Source organism: Commensalibacter intestini A911, assembly GCF_000231445.1.
In the GTDB taxonomy this organism is placed as follows: Bacteria; Pseudomonadota; Alphaproteobacteria; order Acetobacterales; family Acetobacteraceae; genus Commensalibacter; species Commensalibacter intestini.
Genome location: NZ_AGFR01000003.1, coordinates 472455 through 493917, shown reverse-complemented (window position 1 = coordinate 493917; position 21463 = coordinate 472455). Strand labels below are relative to the sequence as shown.

Genomic DNA, 21463 nt, shown 5'->3' with positions numbered 1-21463 from the left:
ACTTTACCAATAAATTATGCCGTTGGTTCAGTTTTATCATCTGATTTATCCAAGCTTATAGATGATTCTGTTTGCTCATCTTCTACTTGTTTATTTTCTGTTTCGGTTTCTTTAGGTGCTACTTCTGGAACAGAAGAGCGAAGATGTTTAGTTGTATCATCAACCAAACTTCGTTCGATTTTTTCACCACGTAAGACCTGTTGGATTTCATCCGCACTTAACGTTTCATACTCCAATAACCCTTTAGCTAACCTTTCCCATTCTTCTCGATGTTCCGTCAGCAATTTCATTGCACGTTCATAAGCTTCATCAATGAGTTGTTTAACTTCGGTTTCAATCTCACGAATAGTTTGACCAGAGACCGTATTACTTGGCCCCATAGTATAACCTTGATCACTATCATCATAGTTAATCATACCAAGATTATCACTCATTCCCCATTCTTTAACCATATTACGGGCAAGGCTAGTAGCCATTTTAATATCACCAGACGCACCGCTGGTAACATGATCAGCACCAAAAGCTAACTCTTCACCACAACGTCCGCCCATAGCAAGCACTAAACGCGCTTTACATCTCAATTTAGTCTCAGAATAACGATCCCCTTCTGGCAAACTCATTACCATTCCTAACGCACGACCACGAGGAATAATCGTTGCTTTATGAATTGGATCACAGCCAGGTGTTAAAAGTGCACAAAGCGCATGTCCAGCTTCATGATACGCTGTATTTTTCTTTTCATCATCACTCATTACTAATGAACGACGCTCTGCACCCATCATCACTTTGTCTTTAGCATTTTCAAATTCAAGCATAGACACTGTACGGCGGTTTAAACGTGCAGCTAACAACGCAGCTTCATTTACAAGATTTGCAAGATCTGCACCAGAAAATCCAGGCGTTCCTCTTGCGATTACTTTTGGATCGACATCAGAAGCCAAAGGCACTTTACGCATATGCACACGTAAAATCTTTTCACGCCCTGAAACATCAGGGTTAGGCACAACAACTTGACGATCAAAACGCCCTGGACGCAATAAAGCTGGATCAAGAACATCTGGACGATTAGTTGCAGCAATCAAAATAACACTTTCATTGCTATCAAACCCATCCATCTCAACCAACATTTGGTTCAATGTTTGTTCACGTTCATCATTTCCACCGCCCATACCAACGCCACGGTGACGACCAACAGCATCAATTTCATCAATGAAAATAATACATGGCGCTGATTTTTTCCCTTGTTCGAACATATCACGAACACGAGAGGCACCAACACCCACAAACATTTCAACGAAGTCTGAACCTGAAATCGTAAAGAACGGAACATTTGCTTCACCAGCAATGGCACGAGCCAATAATGTTTTACCTGTTCCAGGAGGGCCAACTAATAAAACCCCTTTTGGAATTTTACCACCCAAACGTTGAAATTTTTGAGAATCTTTCAAAAATTCAACAATTTCTTCGAGCTCAGCTTTGGCTTCATCAATACCAGCAACATCAGCAAAAGTAACACGTCCCTGCTTTTCAGTCAGCATTTTAGCTTTGGATTTTCCAAAACCCATTGCTTTACCACCAGCACCTTGCATATTGCGCATTAACAAAATAAATAGCCCAATAATTAATAAGGTAGGAAGTAAATTAATAATCAAGCGCCAAAATAAATTAGGCTGATTATCCAAAGGTTTAGCTTCAATCGATACGTTCTTGCTACTTAATTTTTCAAGTAAATCGTTCGTATATGGAGGCAAATACGTTGTAAAAGACTTACCATCTGTATCTTTTCCACTAAGATTACGATCTTGAATAACAACAGATTTTACTTTTCCTGCATCAATATTCCCAATAAATTGAGAATAATTAATTTGTTCTCCAGTGGATTGTCCTGTGTCTGGACGGAAAAAAACCAGCAGCCAACATGACCATAACGATCACAACAATCCATAAGCTTAAATTACGGCCAAAATTCTTTTTGTTCATTCTTCTTTATATTTCCATGTTCAAAACAAACACGTCTTGTTTTATATATCCTTTAAACAAAATTAATATATTTTGTTTATTATTTACTATTATCTATTTAACATAAGGACTAAACGATTTTTTTCCTAGTATTAAAAGTGATTTTCTTTAGCATATTAAACGGAATTAGCCTTTTATACACCTAAAAAAAGATAGCTTTGTGTCATTGGTTGTTTAGGTTGAAAAATAATACGCCATTCTTTGACTGAGTCTTGTAAAAAAATCCCTAAATGAGGTACAGCAATCAACTTATTATTCTCCCACAATGCGGGCAATACTTTTAACAATGCTGAAGGAAAAGTTCGACGACTAGCAAAAAAATTATAAGCTTCTCCTACAGCGCCAACCTCTATGCCCTCTTTCATTTTCCCTTGCGGAATAACGACTCTAAAACGCTGATCCCATACACAATCAGGAAAGACACTTATTCTTTCTTGCATTGCTGCTTCTTCACGAAAAAGTAACCATCCATCACCTAATCGCCCTGCAGGCTGTATTTTAACACCACCAATAGTCATTGAACGTAATCTACGTCCTAATCGTTCCAACGATTGATATAAAGGCGCATAAACAGACCCAGAAATTGTACGAATAAGAGCACCTAAAGCACGTGCTTCAATCACGTTAGATGATAATAACGCAAATCCTTCAGGTCTTACCACTACGTCTTTGGCCAATATATCTGCCTGCTCTTGATCTCTTTTCATTCGAGCAAGGCCCTCTTCCTGAGAGCGTTTTAATAAAACAGCCACGGTACCAGAAGTTTTCCAACTACTAGATAACTCTTCACGAAGGCGATTCCTTTGAATACGCATATCTTGATTAGAAGGATCCTCTACCCAAACAAGCTTTTCTTCTCTCAAAGTTGCACGTAATCGTTGCGGATATACATGAAGCAAGGGTCTAACTAAACGAATAGTTGGTAAATCCATAATGGCAGCCATACCAGACAGACCATCTGAGGCACTTCCTGCACGAATACGCATCAAAATTGTTTCAGCTTGGTCGCCTGCATGATGCCCTAATAATAAATCAATACACCCTCTAGCATAACAGGCATGAACCAATGCTGTATAACGTGCGATTCTGGCTCTTTCCTCTAAAGCTGGACCTACCTCTAAATCTGTTAAGGTTAAAATTTCAGAAGGAATAAATAAACTAGACAAACGCTCTTGTGTAATCATTGCTTCTTGCCTAGAGGAATTACGCAATTGATGATCCACAATAAAAGCAATGATATTTTTACGCCATCTCGAAGCTAATAAAGCCAGACATAGACTATCTGCTCCACCTGAAACCGCAATCGCAACAGGAGGCATATCCTCGCTATCATCACCCCATGGCCCTAATGGCTCTATATATTGATTAAACTCCTCTTGAGTAAGAGGAGTTAACTCTTGATTAGTCATTATTCAAAATTAAGAGCATTTCGCTTTTTTATTTAGACTCGCAGCCGCACCTTTAATACGACTAGAAGCGTTTGGATATTTACTTTTCAAAAGTGTTAAAGCTTGACATGAGGCTGCACTATCACCGTTTTTCAATAATGTAATACTGACGCCTAATAAAGCCTCTGGCGCGCGTGTAGAATCTGGGAATTTCTTATAAATATCAAAATAACCAAGGGAAGCATCTTTATAACGTTGTTGACCTGCCAAAGACTGTGCCAATAAGAAATGAGCCGGAACAGATTTCTTACCTTGTGGCGTACCAATAATATTACGAGCAATAGATTCTGCCTCTGAGTAATTTTTACTCAACAAAGCTTGCTGTCCATCTTGTAAAGAGTTACCAGCGCTTGCCGCTTTAGGTGTGTTTGATGCAGATGTTGCAGCCGCTGCAGGTGCTGCTGTAACTGCTGCTGCGCCAGCAGTTGATCCACCACCATTACCCCCAGCAGCAAAATTTGCATCATCAATTTTTTTATTCAAAAGATCAATTTTTGTTTGGACTTGATTGGTTAAATCATCTAACTGTCCACGCATAATACGTTGCTGATCTTCTAAATTATTTACTCGGGTTAAGAGTTCAGGTAATAACCCACTTGGATCTACATTCCCTTTACTATCACTTTTACTAGAACGACGATCAGAGCTTCCTGACACAGATTGTGTTTGTTGTAATTGAGTTACTTGCGATTTGAGCGCTTCAATTTGATTTTGCAATGAAATAACGTCACGGCTGGATACATCTTGTGCAAAAGCACTACTCATCATCCCGCTTGAAAGCAAAAATACCCCCAATAATGCGCCTTTAAATAACTTTTTATATGACAAAGATTCAGATTGTTTTAAATGAGTTTCAAAAAATAGCATTTATAGTACCCTTTAAGATATTTTTATAGGATGAATTTATCATTAATATTCTATAAATTATCGATCGAACAAAATTTTATTTTATTGATAACAAAAAGCCGATGAAACGTATAGTAAGTTTCATCGGCTTTTTATCAATATTGATTAATCAATATATCTTAGCGAACAGAAGTGGTTGCATTACGGTTTTGTGCGTATGCATCTTCGCTATCACCTTCTGCAATTGGGCGATCTTTACCATAAGAAATTGTGGTAATACGATCAGGAGATACACCCAAAGATACTAAGTAATCACGAGCAGCATTTGCACGACGTGAACCCAAAGCAATGTTATATTCTTCAGTTCCGCGATCATCGCAGTTACCAGCAACCATAACTTGTACGTTTGGATAACGTTTCAACCATTCTGCTTGACGGTTTAACGTTGCACGTGCATCGTCTGTTAAATTATTTGAGTTAAATGGGAAGAAAACGCGATCACCAACATTAGCAACCAAGTCTGCTTGACTACCAGGAACCACACCACTCACACTTTGTTGAGCTGCACCATTTCCTGTTGATGCCCCTTTATCATCACTATGACCACAAGCAGCAAGCATCAAAGCAGCGCCAAAAGCACCAAGAAGCTTTAATTTCATCATCTGTATTCCTACAAAATAGCTTTCAAATTATCTGAATGATAAATGATCGCAAAAACAAATATTAAATAAATTTAAAAGAGTAAAAATAACGTTTTACTCTTTTGGACGCTTCAGCCTGAAATTCAAGCTGAGGTTCTATTTACTTTAGCAAAAACTTTTCATTTTGCTTATTCTTTTTATAAATAAATGATTATTTATTTTTTAAGTGTTGCTAGAAGACCAAGATGGTCCAGAAGCCATCGTCGAAGTATGAATTGCACGTTCATTAAATCCTGTGACATCAATCGTACGAACAGATGAAGAGAACCCAGCCCCACCTGCACCTGCAGCTGACTGATTACAGAACGCCAATACTCGCCCATTTGGACAGAACGTAGGACTTTCCACTGTAAATCCTTGCGTTAGAATACGTTCACCTGTTCCATCTGGTGCCATAACTCCCATAGAGAATCCACCACTAATACGCACAAATGCAATCACATCTCCGCGAGGTGACCATACTGGGCTAGCATAACTTCCACTTCCATAAGAAATACGATGTGCACCACCACCACTTGCACTCATAATATAAAGCTGCTGTTTACCACCACGATCAGAAGAAAATACAATCTTCGATCCATCTGGACTGTAACAAGGACTGGTATCAATCGCGCCAGAGCTTGTCAGTTGTCTTTTTGAACCAGAAGCGAGATCAACAACATAAATATCAGAACCAGCACCTCGCGTTACAGACATCACAACTGAACGTCCATCAGGAGAGAAACGAGGTGCAAAAGAAATCCCGGAGAAATCACCGAGAATTCTTTGCTGACCGGTTTGTAGATTAAACAAATAAACTCGTGGACGATCGTTCACATACGACATAAATGCAATTTGATTGCTAACTGGACTAAAACGTGGTGTCAAAACAAGCCACTTCCCACTGGTTAACAAACGACTATTCGCACCATCATAGTCCATCACAGCCAAACGTTTTGTTGGATTAGAACGACGCCCTGTTTGGGAAACATAAGCAATACGCGTATTGAAATACCCTTTTTCACCTAACATACGTTCATAAATCACATCTGAAATCATATGAGCAACACGACGAACTTCCGAACTACCAGAAAAAGAGTAAGCAGTCCCTTGGATTTGTTGCCCTGTTAATGTATTCCATAAACGAAACTCAACGCGCCCACCAGAAACATTCCCAGTAACAACAGCATGAGCCCCCATTGCTTTATAGGATGCAAAATCAGGAGTTGCAGATGATGAAGTCGAGCTAATCACTCTAAACAAACCAGTATTACTTAAATCATCCGTGACTACTTGGGTAATGGTTGCACCATTACCAGAACCAAAACTTGGAATAACGATAGGAATAGGTTCATTACGAGCCCGATCAACGGTAATTTCAGCTGCACCAGGGGCATTAGCATTACTTGCAGTTTGTGCAAAAGCAGAAGATAAAGGGGTAGCCATAATGCCCCCCACCGCAGCACATCCGTATAACATCGTACGCCGTGGCATCAATGTATCACGTAAAATATCTGCATCTTGATCCGAAATAATCGAACGCATAATGTTACTTTCCTTTTTTCTTTATAATGAATCAAAAATTATTATTTAATTACGACATATTTAAGGAGTAAATACAAACCGAATCGTATTTGTCTTTCCTAACATCTTAATCGGTATATACCTTTTTAAACAAGTCGGATTTAATAGCATCTATTTAGAAGACTCTACAAATTTACGATATGCCTGATCTTTATTCACTTTAATCTAAGGCTGCAAGGTCGATTTTAATCGTTTTTATATTACCTGTCACATCCACAGTAACTTCCATGTGAACCTTGTAACCTTATTTATTTTTGTTTCTATCCTTGGCGGATAACCAAAATTAGTCTCAGAATTTTCTTTAATTATATTTCTTAAAGTATCCGCTATCAAAGACACAAAAGAGAAATATAACACCATAATGTTTACATTTCTTTTTTGACAAAACGCCTTCAATTTTAAGGACGGAAAACAAACTTAATTGTATTTCTCTGTCCTAACAAATTACTTGGAATAGGAAGCTTAGAACATGTTGGACTTAACACAGCATCCCTAGAACGTTCCGCAAATGCACGATAAGCAGGATCACTGTTCATTTTTGCCTGTGTAGCAGCATCAAATTTTACTATTCGAGCTGTTCCAGTATCATCAACAGTAACTTCCATATGTGCTACATTCGTTGCATAATTTTTCGCTGCAGTATCTTGCGTATAACAACGACGCACAGAAGAAGCAATTTTACCTTGCTGTCCAGCTGTTAAGCCTTTTGTAATATCTCCGTTTCTAGCTCCACCACCATTGGGTGCTCCACCTTGACGTGGATTTGCAGCTGATCTTGGCGGATGTGTTTGTTTTTGATCCGCACGATACCCATTCAACGTTGCTTCTAAAGAGTGAGAATCAGCAACAGTTTCTTTTGCTTTTTCTGGCTGTGTAATCTTTGAAAATGTTTGCTCTGTTGGCAACGCATTTGGCACTGGCGACGGTGTCGGCGGTGATGGTGCATTAGACTGTGAAGACGAAGATAATGGTGCCACAACAGGAGGTAATGTCACAGCAGATTCGGCTGGACTATCCATCGCTTGCTCTTGCACAGGCTGTACGGCATCAACCTTAGATACCGCCTCTGGAGGAGGTGGCAATGGCTGAGGCGGTGGCGGTGGCGGTGGCGGTGGTGTTTCTTCTATCGGTGCATTAATCGGCTTTGTTGGCGCTGGCGGCGCATCCAATTTTTCTTCAGCGGGTGCATTTGGATTGGGAGAATCTTGTTCTGCTTTTGCAGGAACCTCTTGACCACTATTATCACTCTCAAATTCAACCTCAACAGGTTGCTCTTCAGGAGGCTTAGGCGGTGGTGAAGAAGTAAAAGCAATAGACAATAAAAACATCAGCACCACGACACTGAAATGCGTTCCGATAGATGCTACAAAAGAACAACCAAAAAGTTTACGTTCAGAACGATACATACCCAGCATCGACAAGAATCCCTTGATTTAAGGAGTATGAGAAGGCGCAGCAGGTGGCAACGGTGCAGGTTGTTGCCCACCAGCAGATCCCGTTCCAGATGGCATTTGTGCAAGCAATGCAACGTGAGTAAACCCACCAGCAGTAATACGCCCCATAATTTCCATCACACGGCCGTAATTAATATGCTGATCCCCTTTTACAAAGATACGATGCTCTGGATCATTTTGTGAAACAGCACGCAGCTGATCAACAAGCTGACTCATATCAACCGCATTATCACCCAAATAAACAGAACCATCTGCTTTAACCGTTACTGTAATTGGTTTCGTATCTGAATTAACAGGCTTTGCATCTGTTTTAGGCAAATCCACGTTAATACCACTGGTCATCATCGGTGCTGCAACCATAAAAATAATCAATAGCACCAACATAACGTCAACCATAGGGGTTACGTTAATATCTGCTTGAGGACGACGACCTCGTCTTCCTCTGCCAGATCCACCTTGAACAGAAAATCCCATTACTTTATTCCTGATTATTTACTACGTCAGATTTAGTAGAAGAAATAGATGCTTCAGATTGACGAGAAAGGATGGCAGAAAATTCTGTTGCAAACCCCTCAAGACGTTCAGCAAATAAATTCAACTTATTACTAAAAAAGTTGTAAGCAACAACAGCTGGAATCGCTGTTAACAAACCAAGCGCAGTCGCGAATAAAGCTTCTGAAATCCCAGGAGCAACAACAGCAAGACTGGTGTTATTAGATTGTGCAATAGAAGCAAACGCATGCATAATCCCCCATACGGTACCAAACAACCCAACGAAAGGAGCAACAGGCCCAACAGTTGCCAACAAAGTCAACCAGCGTTCCAAACGTTCCATTTCACGAGTAATGGTAATAGACATCGCACGATCAATACGTTGTTTTACGCCTTCACTACTCATATCAGCGCCAGAAATTCTAGCTGATCTACGCCATTCACCCATTCCTGCGCTAAAAACAGCTGCCATTGGATGATTAGGTTTTACACCATACTGATCATAAAGATCATCAAGACTACCACCTGACCAAAATAGATCTTCAAACTCATCTGCCTGACGTCTTACTTTGCGAATAGTAACAATCTTATCAAAGATAACAGCCCATACCCAAATACTGGCTATAACCAAACCAATCATAACCAGCTTTACAACAAGGGCTGCATGAAGAAACAGAGACCATGGGGATAAGTCTGCTGCTGGTGCAGCCAAATTTGCTGCATTAATCGATGGATCCAAAAATGCCTCCTGCACTATGAATCTCATTAGTATTTAATAAACGATACTAATGAGGCTAGATTCTATTTTTCTACACAATCAGTGTTATCTACTTTTTCAAACAAAAACAATCACGTTTTTATCATACTTAACGTTTTCTTTTAAGAATTGCCCTCTGTGAGCGCATCAAAGATTTTTTGCCAATGAGATGGGAACGGAGATGGTGTGTAATCACTTTTCTTTAGACAAACCAATTGCAGTTTAATCTCTGTCACAATCTCTCCATCACGAGAGAACACTTGAGATAACCAACAACTAGCCCCTAAAGCTGTAATTAAGCTGGTTTTTACATTTGCAATATCATCCAAAAAAAGAGGTTTACGATATTGAATTTCCATTTGACGAACAACTAAGATTTGTCCGTATTCTTTGTAAAGTTCAGCAACAGTTCCACCTAATTGACGGATACATTCTGTTCTGGCACGCTCTGCAATTCCTAGATATTTAGCGTGGTAAACAACACCACCCGCGTCAGTATCTTCATAACAGATTCTAAATTGATAATTTTGGATTTCTTCCTTAGTCATCAACCGTGCTTTTGTTAAGATTTCGTCACCCGCTTGTGCTGCGATTTCCATTTTACTCTCCTTCTTCAGTCGTATCATTTAATAAATCAAATTGCGCAGAAATAGAAGCTGGAGGCAACAAATTTAAATGTTTCCATCCTCTTTCTCCTAATACACGCCCTCGACTCGTTCTTAAAACCAAACCTTCTTGAATTAAATACGGTTCGATAACATCTTCCAACGTATCTCTTGATTCTGCCAATGCTGCTGCTAACGTCTCTACCCCAACAGGACCACCATGATGATATTCAGCAATTCGCATTAAATAGCGCCGATCCATTGCATCCAACCCTATTTGATCCACTTCTAAACGCGATAAAGCCGCATCAGCAAGCTTGCTATCGACTGCCTGCCCTTCTTTATGGGTTACCAATGCAAAGTCACGAACTCGCCTTAATAAACGACCCGCAATACGTGGCGTCCCACGCGAACGACGCGCAATTTCTTCAGCGCCATCATCAGTGAGCTCAAAACCAAGCTTTCTAGCCCCTCGAGCAACAATTAATTTCAACTCGTCCGGTGTATAAAAAATCAGTCGTAACGGAATACCAAAACGATCTCTTAAAGGTGTCGCTAACAATCCAGAACGTGTTGTTGCTGCAACCAACGTAAAGGGAGGCAAATCAATCCTAACGGAACGTGCTGCTGGCCCTTCACCAATAATCAAATCAAGCTGAAAATCCTCCATTGCAGGATAGAGAATTTCCTCAATAGAAGGATGTAAACGATGAATTTCATCAATAAACAACACATCTCTGGGCTGTAGATTCGTTAAAATTGCAGCCAAATCGCCAGCACGCTGAATAACTGGCCCTGAAGTCGCCCGAAACCCCACCCCTAACTCTTTAGAAACAATTTGAGCAAGAGTCGTTTTTCCTAACCCTGGAGGGCCATGTAATAAAACATGATCTAACGCTTCTTCACGTTTACGAGCAGCCTGAATAAAAATAGACAAATTCTCTCTAGACGTTTTTTGTCCTGTAAACTCAGATAAAGACTGAGGACGCAACGCGACTTCAAATGTATCTTCTGGGCGTTTAGACGCATCAAACGGTCTGTTTTCAACAGAGCTCATCGTGCTAACTCTCTTAAGGATTCACGAATAACCAAATCCAATTCTGATCCTTTGCCTTCATCGGTCAAACGCTTAATCACTTTGGCTACAACAGGTTGAGATTCAACACGACGAAACCCTAACCCCTCTAAAGCAAGCAACGCATCAGATAATGTTTGTGCAGTTTGAGGGCGGGATCCTTTATCTTTACCTTCAGGCACGACAACCGTGGCGATAGAATCCGATAAAGAAGCAACTTTACCACTTAACTCCGTAAGAATACGAACAGCTAATCTTGCCCCAACACCAGGAGCTCGGGTTAACGTTGCTTTATCAGCAGTCATAATAGCCGTGCTAATTTCATCTGGCGATAATGTCGATAATATCGACAAAGCCATACGCACCCCTACCCCTTGAACTGTTGTTAATAAGCGAAACCAATCCCGTTCATAAGATTCTGCAAAGCCATATAGTAAAATTGCATCCTCTCGCACAATCGTTTCAATTAAAACTCTAGCAACTTCAGGAGGTCTGGGTAAACGAGCCAAGGTACGATTAGATGTAAAAACGACATAGCCCACGCCATTTACATCAATTATACAACGATCGGCTTCATTTTGTTCAATTAATAATCCTGTTAATTGTCCAATCATGCCATGACCTTTCCTAATGCAATCGTATTTTGACTAGTACGATGATGTGCATGACATATTGCTATAGCTAACGCATCTGCAGCATCTGCTTTTTGAATAATTGCACTAGGCAAAATACGTTTTACCATCATTGTCACTTGATCTTTCGTTGCAGCACCCGTACCAACAACAGCCCTTTTGACGGTCTTCGCACCGTATTCAAGCACTGATAGGCTTGCTTTCGCAGGAATTAACAAAGCAACTCCTCTGGCATAACCTAACTTTAGCGTCGCAGTTCCGTTTTGATTAACGTAGGTCTCTTCAACAGCTGCTTCATCAGGAGCATATTGCTCTATAAGCTTTTCCAATCCATCAGCCAATACACAAAGACGCTCTGGAACTGCCGTCTTACTATCCGTTGCCAATATTCCACTGGCAACATAAGAAAGACGGTTTCCTTGAGCGTCAATAACTCCCCAGCCTGTAAAACGCAAACCAGGGTCAATCCCTAGGATTCTAACCACGAATCTTAAACCGATAAACGTTCTGCTACATCATCAGGAAGATCAAAATTAGCAAAAACATTTTGCACATCATCATGATCTTCTAATGTATCAATCAGTTTTAACAATGTTTGTGCATTATCCTCGGTTAAAGTTACAGTATTGCTTGGACGCCATTCAATTTTAGCACTTTCTGGCTCTTTAAATTTAGCCTCTAAAGCATCACGAACTGCAAAGAAATTTTCCATTGGGCAAGTAATTTCATAATACCCTTCTGCAACCTCTACGTTTTCAGCTTCTGCTTCAATCGCAGCTTCAAACATCGCATCATACTCAGCAACAGACTCTGGATACGTAATCACACCTAAACGTTCAAACATAAAGGAAACAGAATTCATTTCCCCCAAGGAACCACCATATTTATTAAAAGCAGCACGAACATCTGAGGCTGTACGATTACGATTATCCGTTAATGCCTCAACGATGATTGCAACACCTGCAGTTCCATAACCTTCATAACGAACCTCATGAAAGTTATCACCTTCACCACTGCCTGCAGCCTTTTTAATCGCACGATCAACGTTATCTTTTGGCATATTAACCGCTCTAGCAGCTGCAACAGCAGCACGTAAACGTGGATTAGACGCAGGATCAGGCATACCTGTTTTTGCTGCTACGGTAATTTCACGAATAATCTTGGCAAAATCTCTTGCTCTACGTGCATCTTGGGCACCTTTACGATGCATGATGTTTTTAAACTTGGAATGTCCTGCCATAAATTTTTCTCTTAATTCTTTCTATCTTAAAACAAACTAAACTTAAACTAAACTGCCGTGACAGTGCTTATATTTCTTACCAGAGCCACAAGGACACAACGCATTACGAGAAATATTTTGCCATTCCTCTGGAATAGCAACATCTTCACCGTCGTGATGTTCCAAAGAATGCTCTTTTTCTAACTGCTCCCAAGATGGTTCTTCATCAGAATGCTCAACAGGCATTTCATCATCGGTTCTAACATTAATTTCTACTCGACATAAGGTAGAAATAACCCGTTCACCAAGCTCATCCAACATATAATGGAACAAATTATATGCCTCTTTTTTATACTCATTCAGAGGGTCTTTTTGTCCATAAGCACGCAAGCCAATTCCTTGACGCATTTGATCAAGACGTAAAAGATGCTCTTTCCAAACGCCATCCAATGTTGTTAACAAAATTTGTTTTTCAACATAACGCATAATAGAAGCACCATAATTAGCTGCCTTGACTGCATGAGCATTTTCAGCCGCATCTTTAATCCGTTTTTCAACTTCGTCAATGCTAATCGTTTGTTCTTCTGACCATTCTTTAATTGGCAAATCTAAGCTCAATAAACGCTTAACTTCTGCAGTCAACTCTTCTGTTTGCCATTGTTCTGCAAAAGATTTTTCTGGCAAATAACTGACAATCAAAGAATCAATTAAATCATTACGCATCGTTGTAATGACCTCAGAAACATCCTCCAAAGACATATATTCACGACGTTGAGAATAAACCTCTTTACGCTGATCATTAATCACATCATCATATTTTAATGTGTTTTTACGCATATCAAAGTTACGTTCTTCAACTTTTTTCTGTGCTTTTTCAAGAGCTTTATTAATCCAAGGATGGACAATTGCTTCCCCTTCCTTGAGGCCCATTTTTTGCAACATTCCGCCCATACGTTCAGAACCAAAAATACGCATCAAGTCATCTTCTAAAGACAAAAAGAATCTTGAATTTCCTGGATCACCTTGACGTCCTGAACGACCACGCAACTGATTATCAATACGACGACTTTCATGACGTTCTGTACCAATAACATACAAACCGCCATTCTTTTTAACATGCTCATGATCGGCTTTTGAATGATCACGCAAAGCTTGTTCTTTTTCTTTGCGCTCCTCTTCCTCTTCAATATCAGCAAGCTGTTGTTGAATAAGCATTTCAACATTACCACCCAACTTGATATCCGTACCACGACCAGCCATATTCGTAGCAATCGTAATTGCCCCAGAACCACCAGCTTGCGCAACAATTTGAGCTTCTTTTTCATGAAAGCGCGCATTTAGCACATTATGAGGGATTTTCTTTTTAGTTAAAAGATCAGAAAGAATTTCACTTTTTTCAATGGACGTTGTTCCAACCAAAATAGGTTGTTTCTTCGCATGAATTTCTTCAATTAACTTACTAACAGCTTCATACTTTTCATTCGCTGTTAGATAAATTTCATCATGTTCGTCTTGACGTTGAACTTTTAAATTCGTTGGAATAGAAACAACATCTAACTTATAAATTTCGGCGAACTCATCCACTTCTGTCATCGCTGTTCCCGTCATCCCTGAGAGTTTAGGATATAAACGAAAATAGTTTTGAAATGTAATCGATGCAAGCGTTTGATTTTCCTGCTGAATCGTCACATGCTCTTTAGCTTCCAAAGCTTGATGCAATCCATCAGAATAACGACGACCATCCATCATACGCCCTGTAAATTCATCAATCAAAATAATTTTATCATTACGAACAATATAATCTACATCTTTAGCAAATAATGTATTTGCTCTTAAAGCCTGTTGCATATGATGAACTAAAGCGACATTATGAATGTCATAAAGACCACCATCATGAAGAACACCATGTTCACGTAATGCAGCTTCGATACGCTCTGTTCCTATTTCAGTAGGAATAACCGTCTTAAATTTTTCGTCTTTTTCGTAATTTTCAGGGTCTTTGACAATGACCTTAATCACTTCATCAACAGAACGATATAAATCTGAACTATCATCTGCTACACCAGAAATAATCAACGGTGTTCTTGCTTCATCAATTAAAATAGAATCAACTTCATCAACAATAGCATAGAAAAAATCGCGTTGAACCATTTCATCAAAGCTGTATTTCATATTATCGCGCAAATAATCGAAACCGAACTCGTTATTTGTACCATAAGTAATATCAGACTGATAAGAAGCTTTGCGCTCATCATCATTTAAATCAGCAACAATAGTACCAACAGTCAACCCAAGGAAATTATATAAACGCCCCATTTCTTCAGCATCACGAGATGCTAAGTAATCGTTTACCGTAACAACATGCACCCCTTTCGCAGGCAATGCATTCAAATAAACAGCCAATGTTGCAACGAGTGTTTTACCTTCACCAGTCCGCATTTCTGCGACTTTACCGTCGTGAAGTACCATCCCACCAATTAACTGAACATCAAAATGGCGCATCCCTAATACACGTTTTGAAGCTTCCCTGACTACAGCAAAAGCTTCTGGTAATAACGCATCAAGCTCTTCACCATCAGCCAAACGCTGACGAAATTCAACAGTTTTATGTGCAAGAGCAGCATCATCCAAAGCCTGCATTTCAGGCTCTAGGCTATTAATTTTAGGCACCCGCCGTTGATAGGCTTTTAATGAACGCTCATTAGATGTACCAAAAACGGCACGAGCAAATTTTGCAAACATCAATATTTTCCAAACAACGACCCCGTAACTCTGCCTGTCAGCACAAGGTCCGTCAGTAATCTCATTTAAACTTAACCAAATTCAGGCAGAACTAAGTAAACAATAATTGTATTTTAAAAACTGTAATAACATATCATAAAAATACTTATATATATACTGTTAAATAAAGTTCATTTTTTTAGCTTTTGTTAAAATATTGATAACTTATCTACAGACAATCTTTTTTTTGTATGGTATAATTGTCACTAAGAATATTTTTTGTAAGATAAACTTTAACCAACCTTTAAGGTATTTCTAAATGTCGATTTCTAAAAACACATTTCGTTTTGCAGCTGGACTGCTTATTACATCTAGTCTTTTCAGCGCATCTGTAATGGCTGCTGAACCTGCAAAACAACCAGCGGTTACTACTGCTGCTCCAGCAGCCACAAACTCTTTAGAAACAGCTGATAAAAGCACAGTATTAGCAACTGTAAATGGTCAAAATATTACCATTGGTGATGTTCTAGATGCCCGTAAATTATTACCACCTCAATTAAGCCAAATCCCAACAGGCGTTTTGTTGCCAATGATGGTTGATCAAATGGTTGATCAAAAAGCTGTTCAACAAATGGCTGAAAAAGCAAATTTAGAAAACAACCCTGACGTTCAACAACAATTAAAACTTGCAAAAGCAAGCATTATTCAAGACGCTTATTTAAAAGCTCAAGTTGAACCAAAAGTAACTCCTGAAGCAATTAAAAAATTCTATGATGAAAATTATGCGAATAAACCTCCTGTAAAAGAAGCTCATATTCGTCATATCTTGGTAAAAACTCAAGCTGAAGCTGAAAAAATCATTAAAGAATTAAAAGCCGGCAAAAAATTTGCTGATCTTGCTAAAGCAAACTCTATTGATAAAGCAACCGCAAGTCAAAATGGCGGTGATTTAGGTTGGGTTAAAGCTGATGAACTCGTTCCTGATTTCTCAAAAGCAGCTTTTGCTATGAAAGCAGATACAACCAGCACAACTCCTGTTAAAAGCCCATTTGGTTACCATGTTATCCAAGTGTTAGCATATAAAACAGCTCCTGTTCCTACTTTAGAACAAGTAACACCTGCTATTCGTCAAAAATTGATCCAACAAAATGTTAGAGCAGTAATTGATGATACAATCAAACAAAGCAAAATCATGAAAAATGATGCTGTAATCAAACAATATACAATTCAACCTCCTTCAGCTCCTACACAAGCTCCAATGCCAGCACCAACGAAGTAAGAGTTGATACAATACTATAATGATTGCGTCTTTTAGAATTAAAAAATGTATTTCTTACATATTTATAATAACTATTAGTCAAGCAATCATTCTTTTACCTAAAGGGATGGCTACGACTTCATTTTCTTTATCTAATAAAGACAGCCTCCCTTCCACATTTTCAAACACGACACAACCAATAAAACCTCCTGTAAAATCAGAAGAAATAACAAATAATCCAAAGCAAATCCTTGCTCGCGTGAATAATGATATTATTACCATCCAAGATGTAGAAAAATTAGCCTCTAATTTACCTCAGGAACTACGCTCTCTTCCTAAAGAGATATTATACCCTCAATTAACAAAACAGCTTATTGTTGATCATGCGTTAATGATTGCTATTCAAAAAGATGGGCTTGATAAACAACCGGCTATTCAGAAAAATATAAATGCAGCAATTAAAGACCTTACTCAACAGAAGCTGACGCAGGCTTATCTATCCGAAAAGTTAAAACCTTTTTTAACACCTCAAGCCATTCAACACTATTATAATGAACATTATTTAAACCAACCTCCGATCGAAGAGATACATTTACGTCAAATCATTGTTCAAACACCTGAAATAGCACAAATTGTTTTGCAAAAACTTCACAGTGGACAGTCTTTTCCTGAAGTTGCACGTATTTATTCAATAGATTTACAAAATAGAGAAAAAAATAAAGGGGATATTGGCTGGTTAACCATAAACGAACTGAATCAGCCTATTATTCAAGCTATCTCACAACTTAAAAACAATGAATACACTCAACAGCCTATAGAAACAGCCTATGGATGGGTCATTTTTCAAAAAATTGATGAACGCAATCACCCTATTCCTTCTTTAGAATCTGTAGAGCCCATTATAAAAGAACAAATTACCAAAGAAACTGTGTATAATTTATACGAAGAAAGCTTGAAAAACGTTCACATTATAGAATATTAATCTTTTATCTTATCAAACACTATTGATAATATTCTAAGAAATATCATTATAGATATTTATATTTTTGCTTCAATATACGATTATATCCTTAATTTTTGACCAATTATTTAATAAAGGTAATTTTGATTATGAGTAAATATCCAACCTCTCCCCTTGCGGTTTCACTCCCTTCTCTTCCTGCGGTTCCTGGGGTACGCTTGGCTTCTGTAGAGGCTGGATTGCGATATTCTGGACGTTTAGATTTAACATTAATGGAATTTGCGCCCTCGACAACCGTTGCTGGTGTCTTTACGCAAAATAAATGTCCTGGTGCTCCGATTGATTGGTGTCGCACTATTTTAAAAAATGGTAAAGCCAGAGGATTATTAGTGAATGCTGGCATTGCCAACGTTTTCACAGGAAAAGCTGGGTTTGAAGCTGTTCAACGCTCTGCCGAAGCCGCAGCAAAAGTAATTGGCTGTGCTGCTGAGGAAATTTTTGTATCTTCCACTGGCGTAATTGGCGAGCAACTTCCTTACCAAAAGATCATTGATATTATGCCAAAGCTTCATCAACAACTTGATGAAAATCAATGGGCTGAAACCGCACAAGCCATTTTAACAACTGATACTTTTGCCAAAGGTTATTCTTTAAAAACAAAGATTGGCACAGAAACCGTGACCATCCAAGGAATTGCAAAAGGCAGCGGCATGATTGCCCCTGACATGGCAACCATGTTATCTTTTGTTACCACAGATGCAAAACTTCCTACTTCTGTATTACAAACATTATTATCTAAAAAAGTTAAAACGACCTTTAATGCTATTACAGTTGATTCGGATACATCTACTTCTGATACATTACTTTTGTTCGCGACTGGCATTGCCAACACACCTGAAATTACAGACGTTAATGATCCTCGTTTAAATGATTTTGCAACTGCTCTAGAAAACGTACTTAAAGAGCTTGCATTACTAGTGATCAAAGATGGTGAAGGTGTTAGTAAATTGATAGAAATTACCGTTGCAGGTGCAATGAGTGACGAATCAGCGTTTAAAATCGGAATGTCTATTGGAAACTCTCCGTTGGTAAAAACAGCAATTACAGGTGAAGATGCCAACTGGGGACGTATCGTTATGGCTGTTGGAAAAGCTGGAGAACCTGCGAACAGAGACACTTTATCAGTTGCAATTGGCGACGTATGGGTTGCTCATGAAGGCGGGGTTCTAGACAACTACGACCATGCAACCGTTGAAAAACATATGAAAGAAGAAACCATTAAAATTAAAGTTGACCTTAATCTTGGAAATGGTAAAGCAACCATATGGAGCTGTAACCTTACCAAAGGCTATATTGATATTAACGGTTCTTATCTTCGTTCTTAATCTTTCTTAATCTTTTCTCTTACTCTGGGATTACCCATTTTTATGACGGCTACTGATACTTTATCCAATGCTTCCCCTGCTGATTTAACCGAAGAAGAAAAAAAGAGAATTTTGGCAAAATCTGCACAATTTTCTCCACCCTCTGCGGTGCTACCTGATGGTAGAACAGAACTTGTTGGTCTATCCCGCGCAGAGTTAGAGCAACTCTTGGTCGATATGGGGGAGCAACGCTTTCGTACGAAGCAATTATGGCATTGGATATACCATAAAGGGGCCACAGACTTCAACGAAATGACCTCTATTGGCAAGCCTTTACGTGCCAAATTAATCGATAGATGTGTTATTAGTCGTCCTAAAGTGGTTACTGAACAAACATCCAAAGATGAAACACGTAAATTCTTGTTTCAATTCAGAGACGGGCAAGAAGCCGAAACCGTTTATATCCCAGACCGTCGCGCAGATCGTGGTGCAGTTTGTATTTCCTCACAAGTGGGATGCACTCTATCTTGTCGTTTTTGTCATACAGGCACACAAAACCTAGTCAGAAATCTTGGTTCTTCTGAAATTATCAGTCAATTTATGGCTGCCCGTGATAGTTACGGAGAATGGCCGACTCCAACTGCAGACAGACCTCGCCTTTTATCCACTATTGTTTTAATGGGGATGGGGGAGCCTTTATATAATTACGAAAATATTGCGAAAGCTATGCGTATTGCAATGGATGATGAGGGAATTGGCATCTCAAGACGCCGTATCACTTTATCAACCTCTGGCGTTGTTCCCATGATGGATCAATGTGGACATGACTTAGCTGTTAATCTCGCTATTTCCTTACATGCCGTCAGAGATGATTTACGCAATGAAATCGTTCCTCTTAATCGTAAATATCCAATTAAAGATGTTTTAGCTGCTTGTCGTCGTTATCCAGCAGCCAGCAATTCTCGTCGTATTACTTTTGAATATATTATGCTACGCGGTATTAATGATAGTGAAGCTGATGCGCGTGAGCTTGTACGTCTTCTTAAAGGAATTCATGCTAAAGTTAACCTTATTCCGTTCAACCCTTGGCCTGGCAGTGATTATAAGCCTTCTAAAGGCGAACAAGTTCAAAAATTTGCTGATATTATCATGCAAGCTGGATATTCATCTCCGATCCGTACACCTCGTGGCAGAGATATTCTGGCAGCTTGTGGACAGTTACGCACAGAAAGCCAACGCGTCAGAGCAAGCGAAAAAGGTTTAGATGACGTCATGTAAAGTAATGTTAGATTTTTACAAATAAAATCTAACAACTTAAAATTGACATTTTTGCCTATAAACTGTTAGCCTATTCTGAGTTTTTAATAAAAATAACAACTATATAGAGACATTCATTAATGATTGTTAATGCCAGACGTGGTCTTCACTTTATTCTTAAAGATAGTTTTAAACCTCTATCTATCCTTTTCATATGGGATATGTTGGTTGTTATTTGCTATAAATATTTCCATATAGGCTGGTTTGACCAATCTGCTTTGCCAACGGCAATGATCGGTTCGGTTCTGGTATTATTTATGAATTTTAGAAATAATACAGCCTATAACCGTTGGTGGGAAGCAAGATCTCATTGGGGATTAATTACGAATAACTGCCGTTCTTTTTCAAGACAATGCACAACAATCCTTAAAGGACACCCTGACCTTACTCGTGCAATTGCAGGATATGCTTACGTATTATCTTATCATTTACGTGGGAAAGATGCTTTGCTGAACAGCAATGTCAAACGTGTTTTACCTATCCATATCCAAGAATATATCAAAGGGTTAAGAAACCAACCGAATGGCGTATTATTCCAAATTGGATTAATGGTTAGCCAAGAGGTTGAAAAAAAGCATATTGATGGTGCCATTCATGCTCAAATTGATCGCATTTTATCCGATATCGCCAATGCTCAAGGTGCATTAGAGAGAATTAAAAACACCCCCCTATCTATTCAATTCTCAACACTTCCTTATTATTTAACTGAAATTACTTGCGTCATCTTACCATTTTCTATGGTGCAAACACTGGAGTGGTTTACCCCCCTAGGCTCTGCTTTGGTTGGTTTCCTTTTTATGGCTTTATATAAAATTGGTAGCGATCTACAAAATCCGTTTGATGACAGTCCTCATGCTTTACCGATGTTAACCATGACACGCAGCTTAGAAATTGATTTATTAGAACAAATCGGCGACCCAACTGGAGCTCCAATTACACCCGTTAATGGTATTCAATGGTAATCTTTATACCATTATAAAATATGATTTCTTGTATTTTTCATTATAAACAATTATGATGACAATTTGTTA

At 38.9% G+C, this 21463-nt stretch carries 18 protein-coding genes and 1 pseudogene; 5 read left to right on the top strand and 14 right to left on the bottom strand.

All coding sequences use genetic code 11. The annotated features are described in order from the left end of the window. Positions 1 to 14: 14 nt before the first annotated feature. The 14 genes and pseudogenes from ftsH to secA all read right to left on the bottom strand — a co-directional run bounded on the left by ftsH (position 15) and on the right by secA (position 15553). A pseudogene (gene ftsH / locus CIN_RS02585) lies at positions 15 to 1980 on the bottom strand (ATP-dependent zinc metalloprotease FtsH). 173 nt (positions 1981 to 2153) lie between these two features. Continuing rightward, a complete protein-coding gene (gene tilS, locus CIN_RS02580) occupies positions 2154 to 3428 on the bottom strand; it encodes a tRNA lysidine(34) synthetase TilS (RefSeq protein ID WP_008853499.1) in 1275 nt (424 codons plus the stop codon). Positions 3429 to 3437: 9 nt separating this feature from the next. After that, on the bottom strand, positions 3438 to 4334 hold the full coding sequence (locus tag CIN_RS02575; RefSeq protein ID WP_008853498.1) for a tol-pal system YbgF family protein: 897 nt from the start codon (positions 4332 to 4334) through the stop codon (positions 3438 to 3440). A gap of 158 nt (positions 4335 to 4492) precedes the next feature. After that, complete coding sequence (gene pal, locus CIN_RS02570) at positions 4493 to 4972, bottom strand: peptidoglycan-associated lipoprotein Pal (protein WP_040363715.1); 480 nt, start codon at positions 4970 to 4972, stop codon at positions 4493 to 4495. 204 nt (positions 4973 to 5176) lie between these two features. Next, positions 5177 to 6538 carry a Tol-Pal system beta propeller repeat protein TolB gene (gene tolB, locus CIN_RS02565; protein ID WP_008853496.1) on the bottom strand — a complete coding sequence of 454 codons (1362 nt, stop codon included), beginning with the start codon at positions 6536 to 6538 and terminating at the stop codon, positions 5177 to 5179. 437 nt (positions 6539 to 6975) lie between these two features. Continuing rightward, positions 6976 to 7992 carry a hypothetical protein gene (locus CIN_RS02560; RefSeq protein WP_040363714.1) on the bottom strand — a complete coding sequence of 339 codons (1017 nt, stop codon included), beginning with the start codon at positions 7990 to 7992 and terminating at the stop codon, positions 6976 to 6978. A gap of 18 nt (positions 7993 to 8010) precedes the next feature. Then, complete coding sequence (gene tolR / locus CIN_RS02555; protein ID WP_008853494.1) at positions 8011 to 8505, bottom strand: protein TolR; 495 nt, start codon at positions 8503 to 8505, stop codon at positions 8011 to 8013. A gap of 4 nt (positions 8506 to 8509) precedes the next feature. Next, positions 8510 to 9289, bottom strand: coding sequence for a protein TolQ (gene tolQ, locus CIN_RS02550; protein WP_170314022.1), 780 nt, complete (start codon positions 9287 to 9289; stop codon positions 8510 to 8512). A 113-nt stretch (positions 9290 to 9402) separates the two neighbouring features. Further along, a complete protein-coding gene (locus tag CIN_RS02545) occupies positions 9403 to 9879 on the bottom strand; it encodes a YbgC/FadM family acyl-CoA thioesterase (protein ID WP_008853492.1) in 477 nt (158 codons plus the stop codon). A 1-nt stretch (position 9880) separates the two neighbouring features. Continuing rightward, positions 9881 to 10942 carry a Holliday junction branch migration DNA helicase RuvB gene (gene ruvB / locus CIN_RS02540; protein ID WP_008853491.1) on the bottom strand — a complete coding sequence of 354 codons (1062 nt, stop codon included), beginning with the start codon at positions 10940 to 10942 and terminating at the stop codon, positions 9881 to 9883. Further along, positions 10939 to 11574: a Holliday junction branch migration protein RuvA gene (gene ruvA, locus CIN_RS02535; RefSeq protein WP_008853490.1), complete on the bottom strand. Its 636-nt coding sequence runs from the start codon at positions 11572 to 11574 to the stop codon at positions 10939 to 10941. The genes ruvB and ruvA overlap by 4 nt, the downstream gene beginning before the upstream one ends. Beyond that, positions 11571 to 12077 carry a crossover junction endodeoxyribonuclease RuvC gene (gene ruvC / locus CIN_RS02530; RefSeq protein WP_008853489.1) on the bottom strand — a complete coding sequence of 169 codons (507 nt, stop codon included), beginning with the start codon at positions 12075 to 12077 and terminating at the stop codon, positions 11571 to 11573. Before ruvC ends, ruvA begins: the two co-directional genes overlap by 4 nt. Positions 12078 to 12082: 5 nt before the next feature. Continuing rightward, positions 12083 to 12832 (bottom strand): YebC/PmpR family DNA-binding transcriptional regulator, encoded by a 750-nt coding sequence (locus tag CIN_RS02525; protein ID WP_040363713.1) that lies wholly within the window; start codon positions 12830 to 12832, stop codon positions 12083 to 12085. Positions 12833 to 12874: 42 nt separating this feature from the next. After that, positions 12875 to 15553: a preprotein translocase subunit SecA gene (gene secA / locus CIN_RS02520; protein WP_008853487.1), complete on the bottom strand. Its 2679-nt coding sequence runs from the start codon at positions 15551 to 15553 to the stop codon at positions 12875 to 12877. A gap of 298 nt (positions 15554 to 15851) precedes the next feature. On the opposite strand from secA, the gene CIN_RS02515 reads away from it, so the two are divergent. The 5 genes from CIN_RS02515 (at position 15852) to CIN_RS02495 (ending at position 21394) form a co-directional block, all read left to right on the top strand. Further along, positions 15852 to 16811 carry a peptidylprolyl isomerase gene (locus tag CIN_RS02515; RefSeq protein WP_040363712.1) on the top strand — a complete coding sequence of 320 codons (960 nt, stop codon included), beginning with the start codon at positions 15852 to 15854 and terminating at the stop codon, positions 16809 to 16811. A 106-nt stretch (positions 16812 to 16917) separates the two neighbouring features. Continuing rightward, positions 16918 to 17772, top strand: coding sequence for a peptidylprolyl isomerase (locus CIN_RS02510; RefSeq protein ID WP_008853485.1), 855 nt, complete (start codon positions 16918 to 16920; stop codon positions 17770 to 17772). A gap of 128 nt (positions 17773 to 17900) precedes the next feature. Beyond that, a complete protein-coding gene (argJ, locus tag CIN_RS02505) occupies positions 17901 to 19136 on the top strand; it encodes a bifunctional glutamate N-acetyltransferase/amino-acid acetyltransferase ArgJ (RefSeq protein ID WP_008853484.1) in 1236 nt (411 codons plus the stop codon). Positions 19137 to 19178: 42 nt separating this feature from the next. After that, positions 19179 to 20393 (top strand): 23S rRNA (adenine(2503)-C(2))-methyltransferase RlmN, encoded by a 1215-nt coding sequence (gene rlmN, locus CIN_RS02500; RefSeq protein WP_008853483.1) that lies wholly within the window; start codon positions 19179 to 19181, stop codon positions 20391 to 20393. Between the two features lie 119 nt (positions 20394 to 20512). Continuing rightward, positions 20513 to 21394 (top strand): bestrophin family protein, encoded by an 882-nt coding sequence (locus CIN_RS02495; protein WP_040363710.1) that lies wholly within the window; start codon positions 20513 to 20515, stop codon positions 21392 to 21394. Positions 21395 to 21463: the final 69 nt, after the last annotated feature.

Bases quoted from the DNA above. Each gene is read 5' to 3' on its own strand.
- tilS (WP_008853499.1), bottom strand. From the start codon at position 3,428: ATGACTAATCAAGAGTTAACTCCTCTTACTCAAGAGGAGTTTAATCAA.
- CIN_RS02575 (WP_008853498.1), bottom strand. From the start codon at position 4,334: ATGCTATTTTTTGAAACTCATTTAAAACAATCTGAATCTTTGTCATAT.
- pal (WP_040363715.1), bottom strand. From the start codon at position 4,972: ATGAAATTAAAGCTTCTTGGTGCTTTTGGCGCTGCTTTGATGCTTGCT.
- tolB (WP_008853496.1), bottom strand. From the start codon at position 6,538: ATGCGTTCGATTATTTCGGATCAAGATGCAGATATTTTACGTGATACA.
- CIN_RS02560 (WP_040363714.1), bottom strand. From the start codon at position 7,992: ATGCTGGGTATGTATCGTTCTGAACGTAAACTTTTTGGTTGTTCTTTT.
- tolR (WP_008853494.1), bottom strand. From the start codon at position 8,505: ATGGGATTTTCTGTTCAAGGTGGATCTGGCAGAGGAAGACGAGGTCGT.
- tolQ (WP_170314022.1), bottom strand. From the start codon at position 9,289: ATGAGATTCATAGTGCAGGAGGCATTTTTGGATCCATCGATTAATGCA.
- CIN_RS02545 (WP_008853492.1), bottom strand. From the start codon at position 9,879: ATGGAAATCGCAGCACAAGCGGGTGACGAAATCTTAACAAAAGCACGG.
- ruvB (WP_008853491.1), bottom strand. From the start codon at position 10,942: ATGAGCTCTGTTGAAAACAGACCGTTTGATGCGTCTAAACGCCCAGAA.
- ruvA (WP_008853490.1), bottom strand. From the start codon at position 11,574: ATGATTGGACAATTAACAGGATTATTAATTGAACAAAATGAAGCCGAT.
- CIN_RS02525 (WP_040363713.1), bottom strand. From the start codon at position 12,832: ATGGCAGGACATTCCAAGTTTAAAAACATCATGCATCGTAAAGGTGCC.
- secA (WP_008853487.1), bottom strand. From the start codon at position 15,553: ATGTTTGCAAAATTTGCTCGTGCCGTTTTTGGTACATCTAATGAGCGT.
- CIN_RS02515 (WP_040363712.1), top strand. From the start codon at position 15,852: ATGTCGATTTCTAAAAACACATTTCGTTTTGCAGCTGGACTGCTTATT.
- CIN_RS02510 (WP_008853485.1), top strand. From the start codon at position 16,918: ATGGCTACGACTTCATTTTCTTTATCTAATAAAGACAGCCTCCCTTCC.
- argJ (WP_008853484.1), top strand. From the start codon at position 17,901: ATGAGTAAATATCCAACCTCTCCCCTTGCGGTTTCACTCCCTTCTCTT.
- rlmN (WP_008853483.1), top strand. From the start codon at position 19,179: ATGACGGCTACTGATACTTTATCCAATGCTTCCCCTGCTGATTTAACC.
- CIN_RS02495 (WP_040363710.1), top strand. From the start codon at position 20,513: ATGATTGTTAATGCCAGACGTGGTCTTCACTTTATTCTTAAAGATAGT.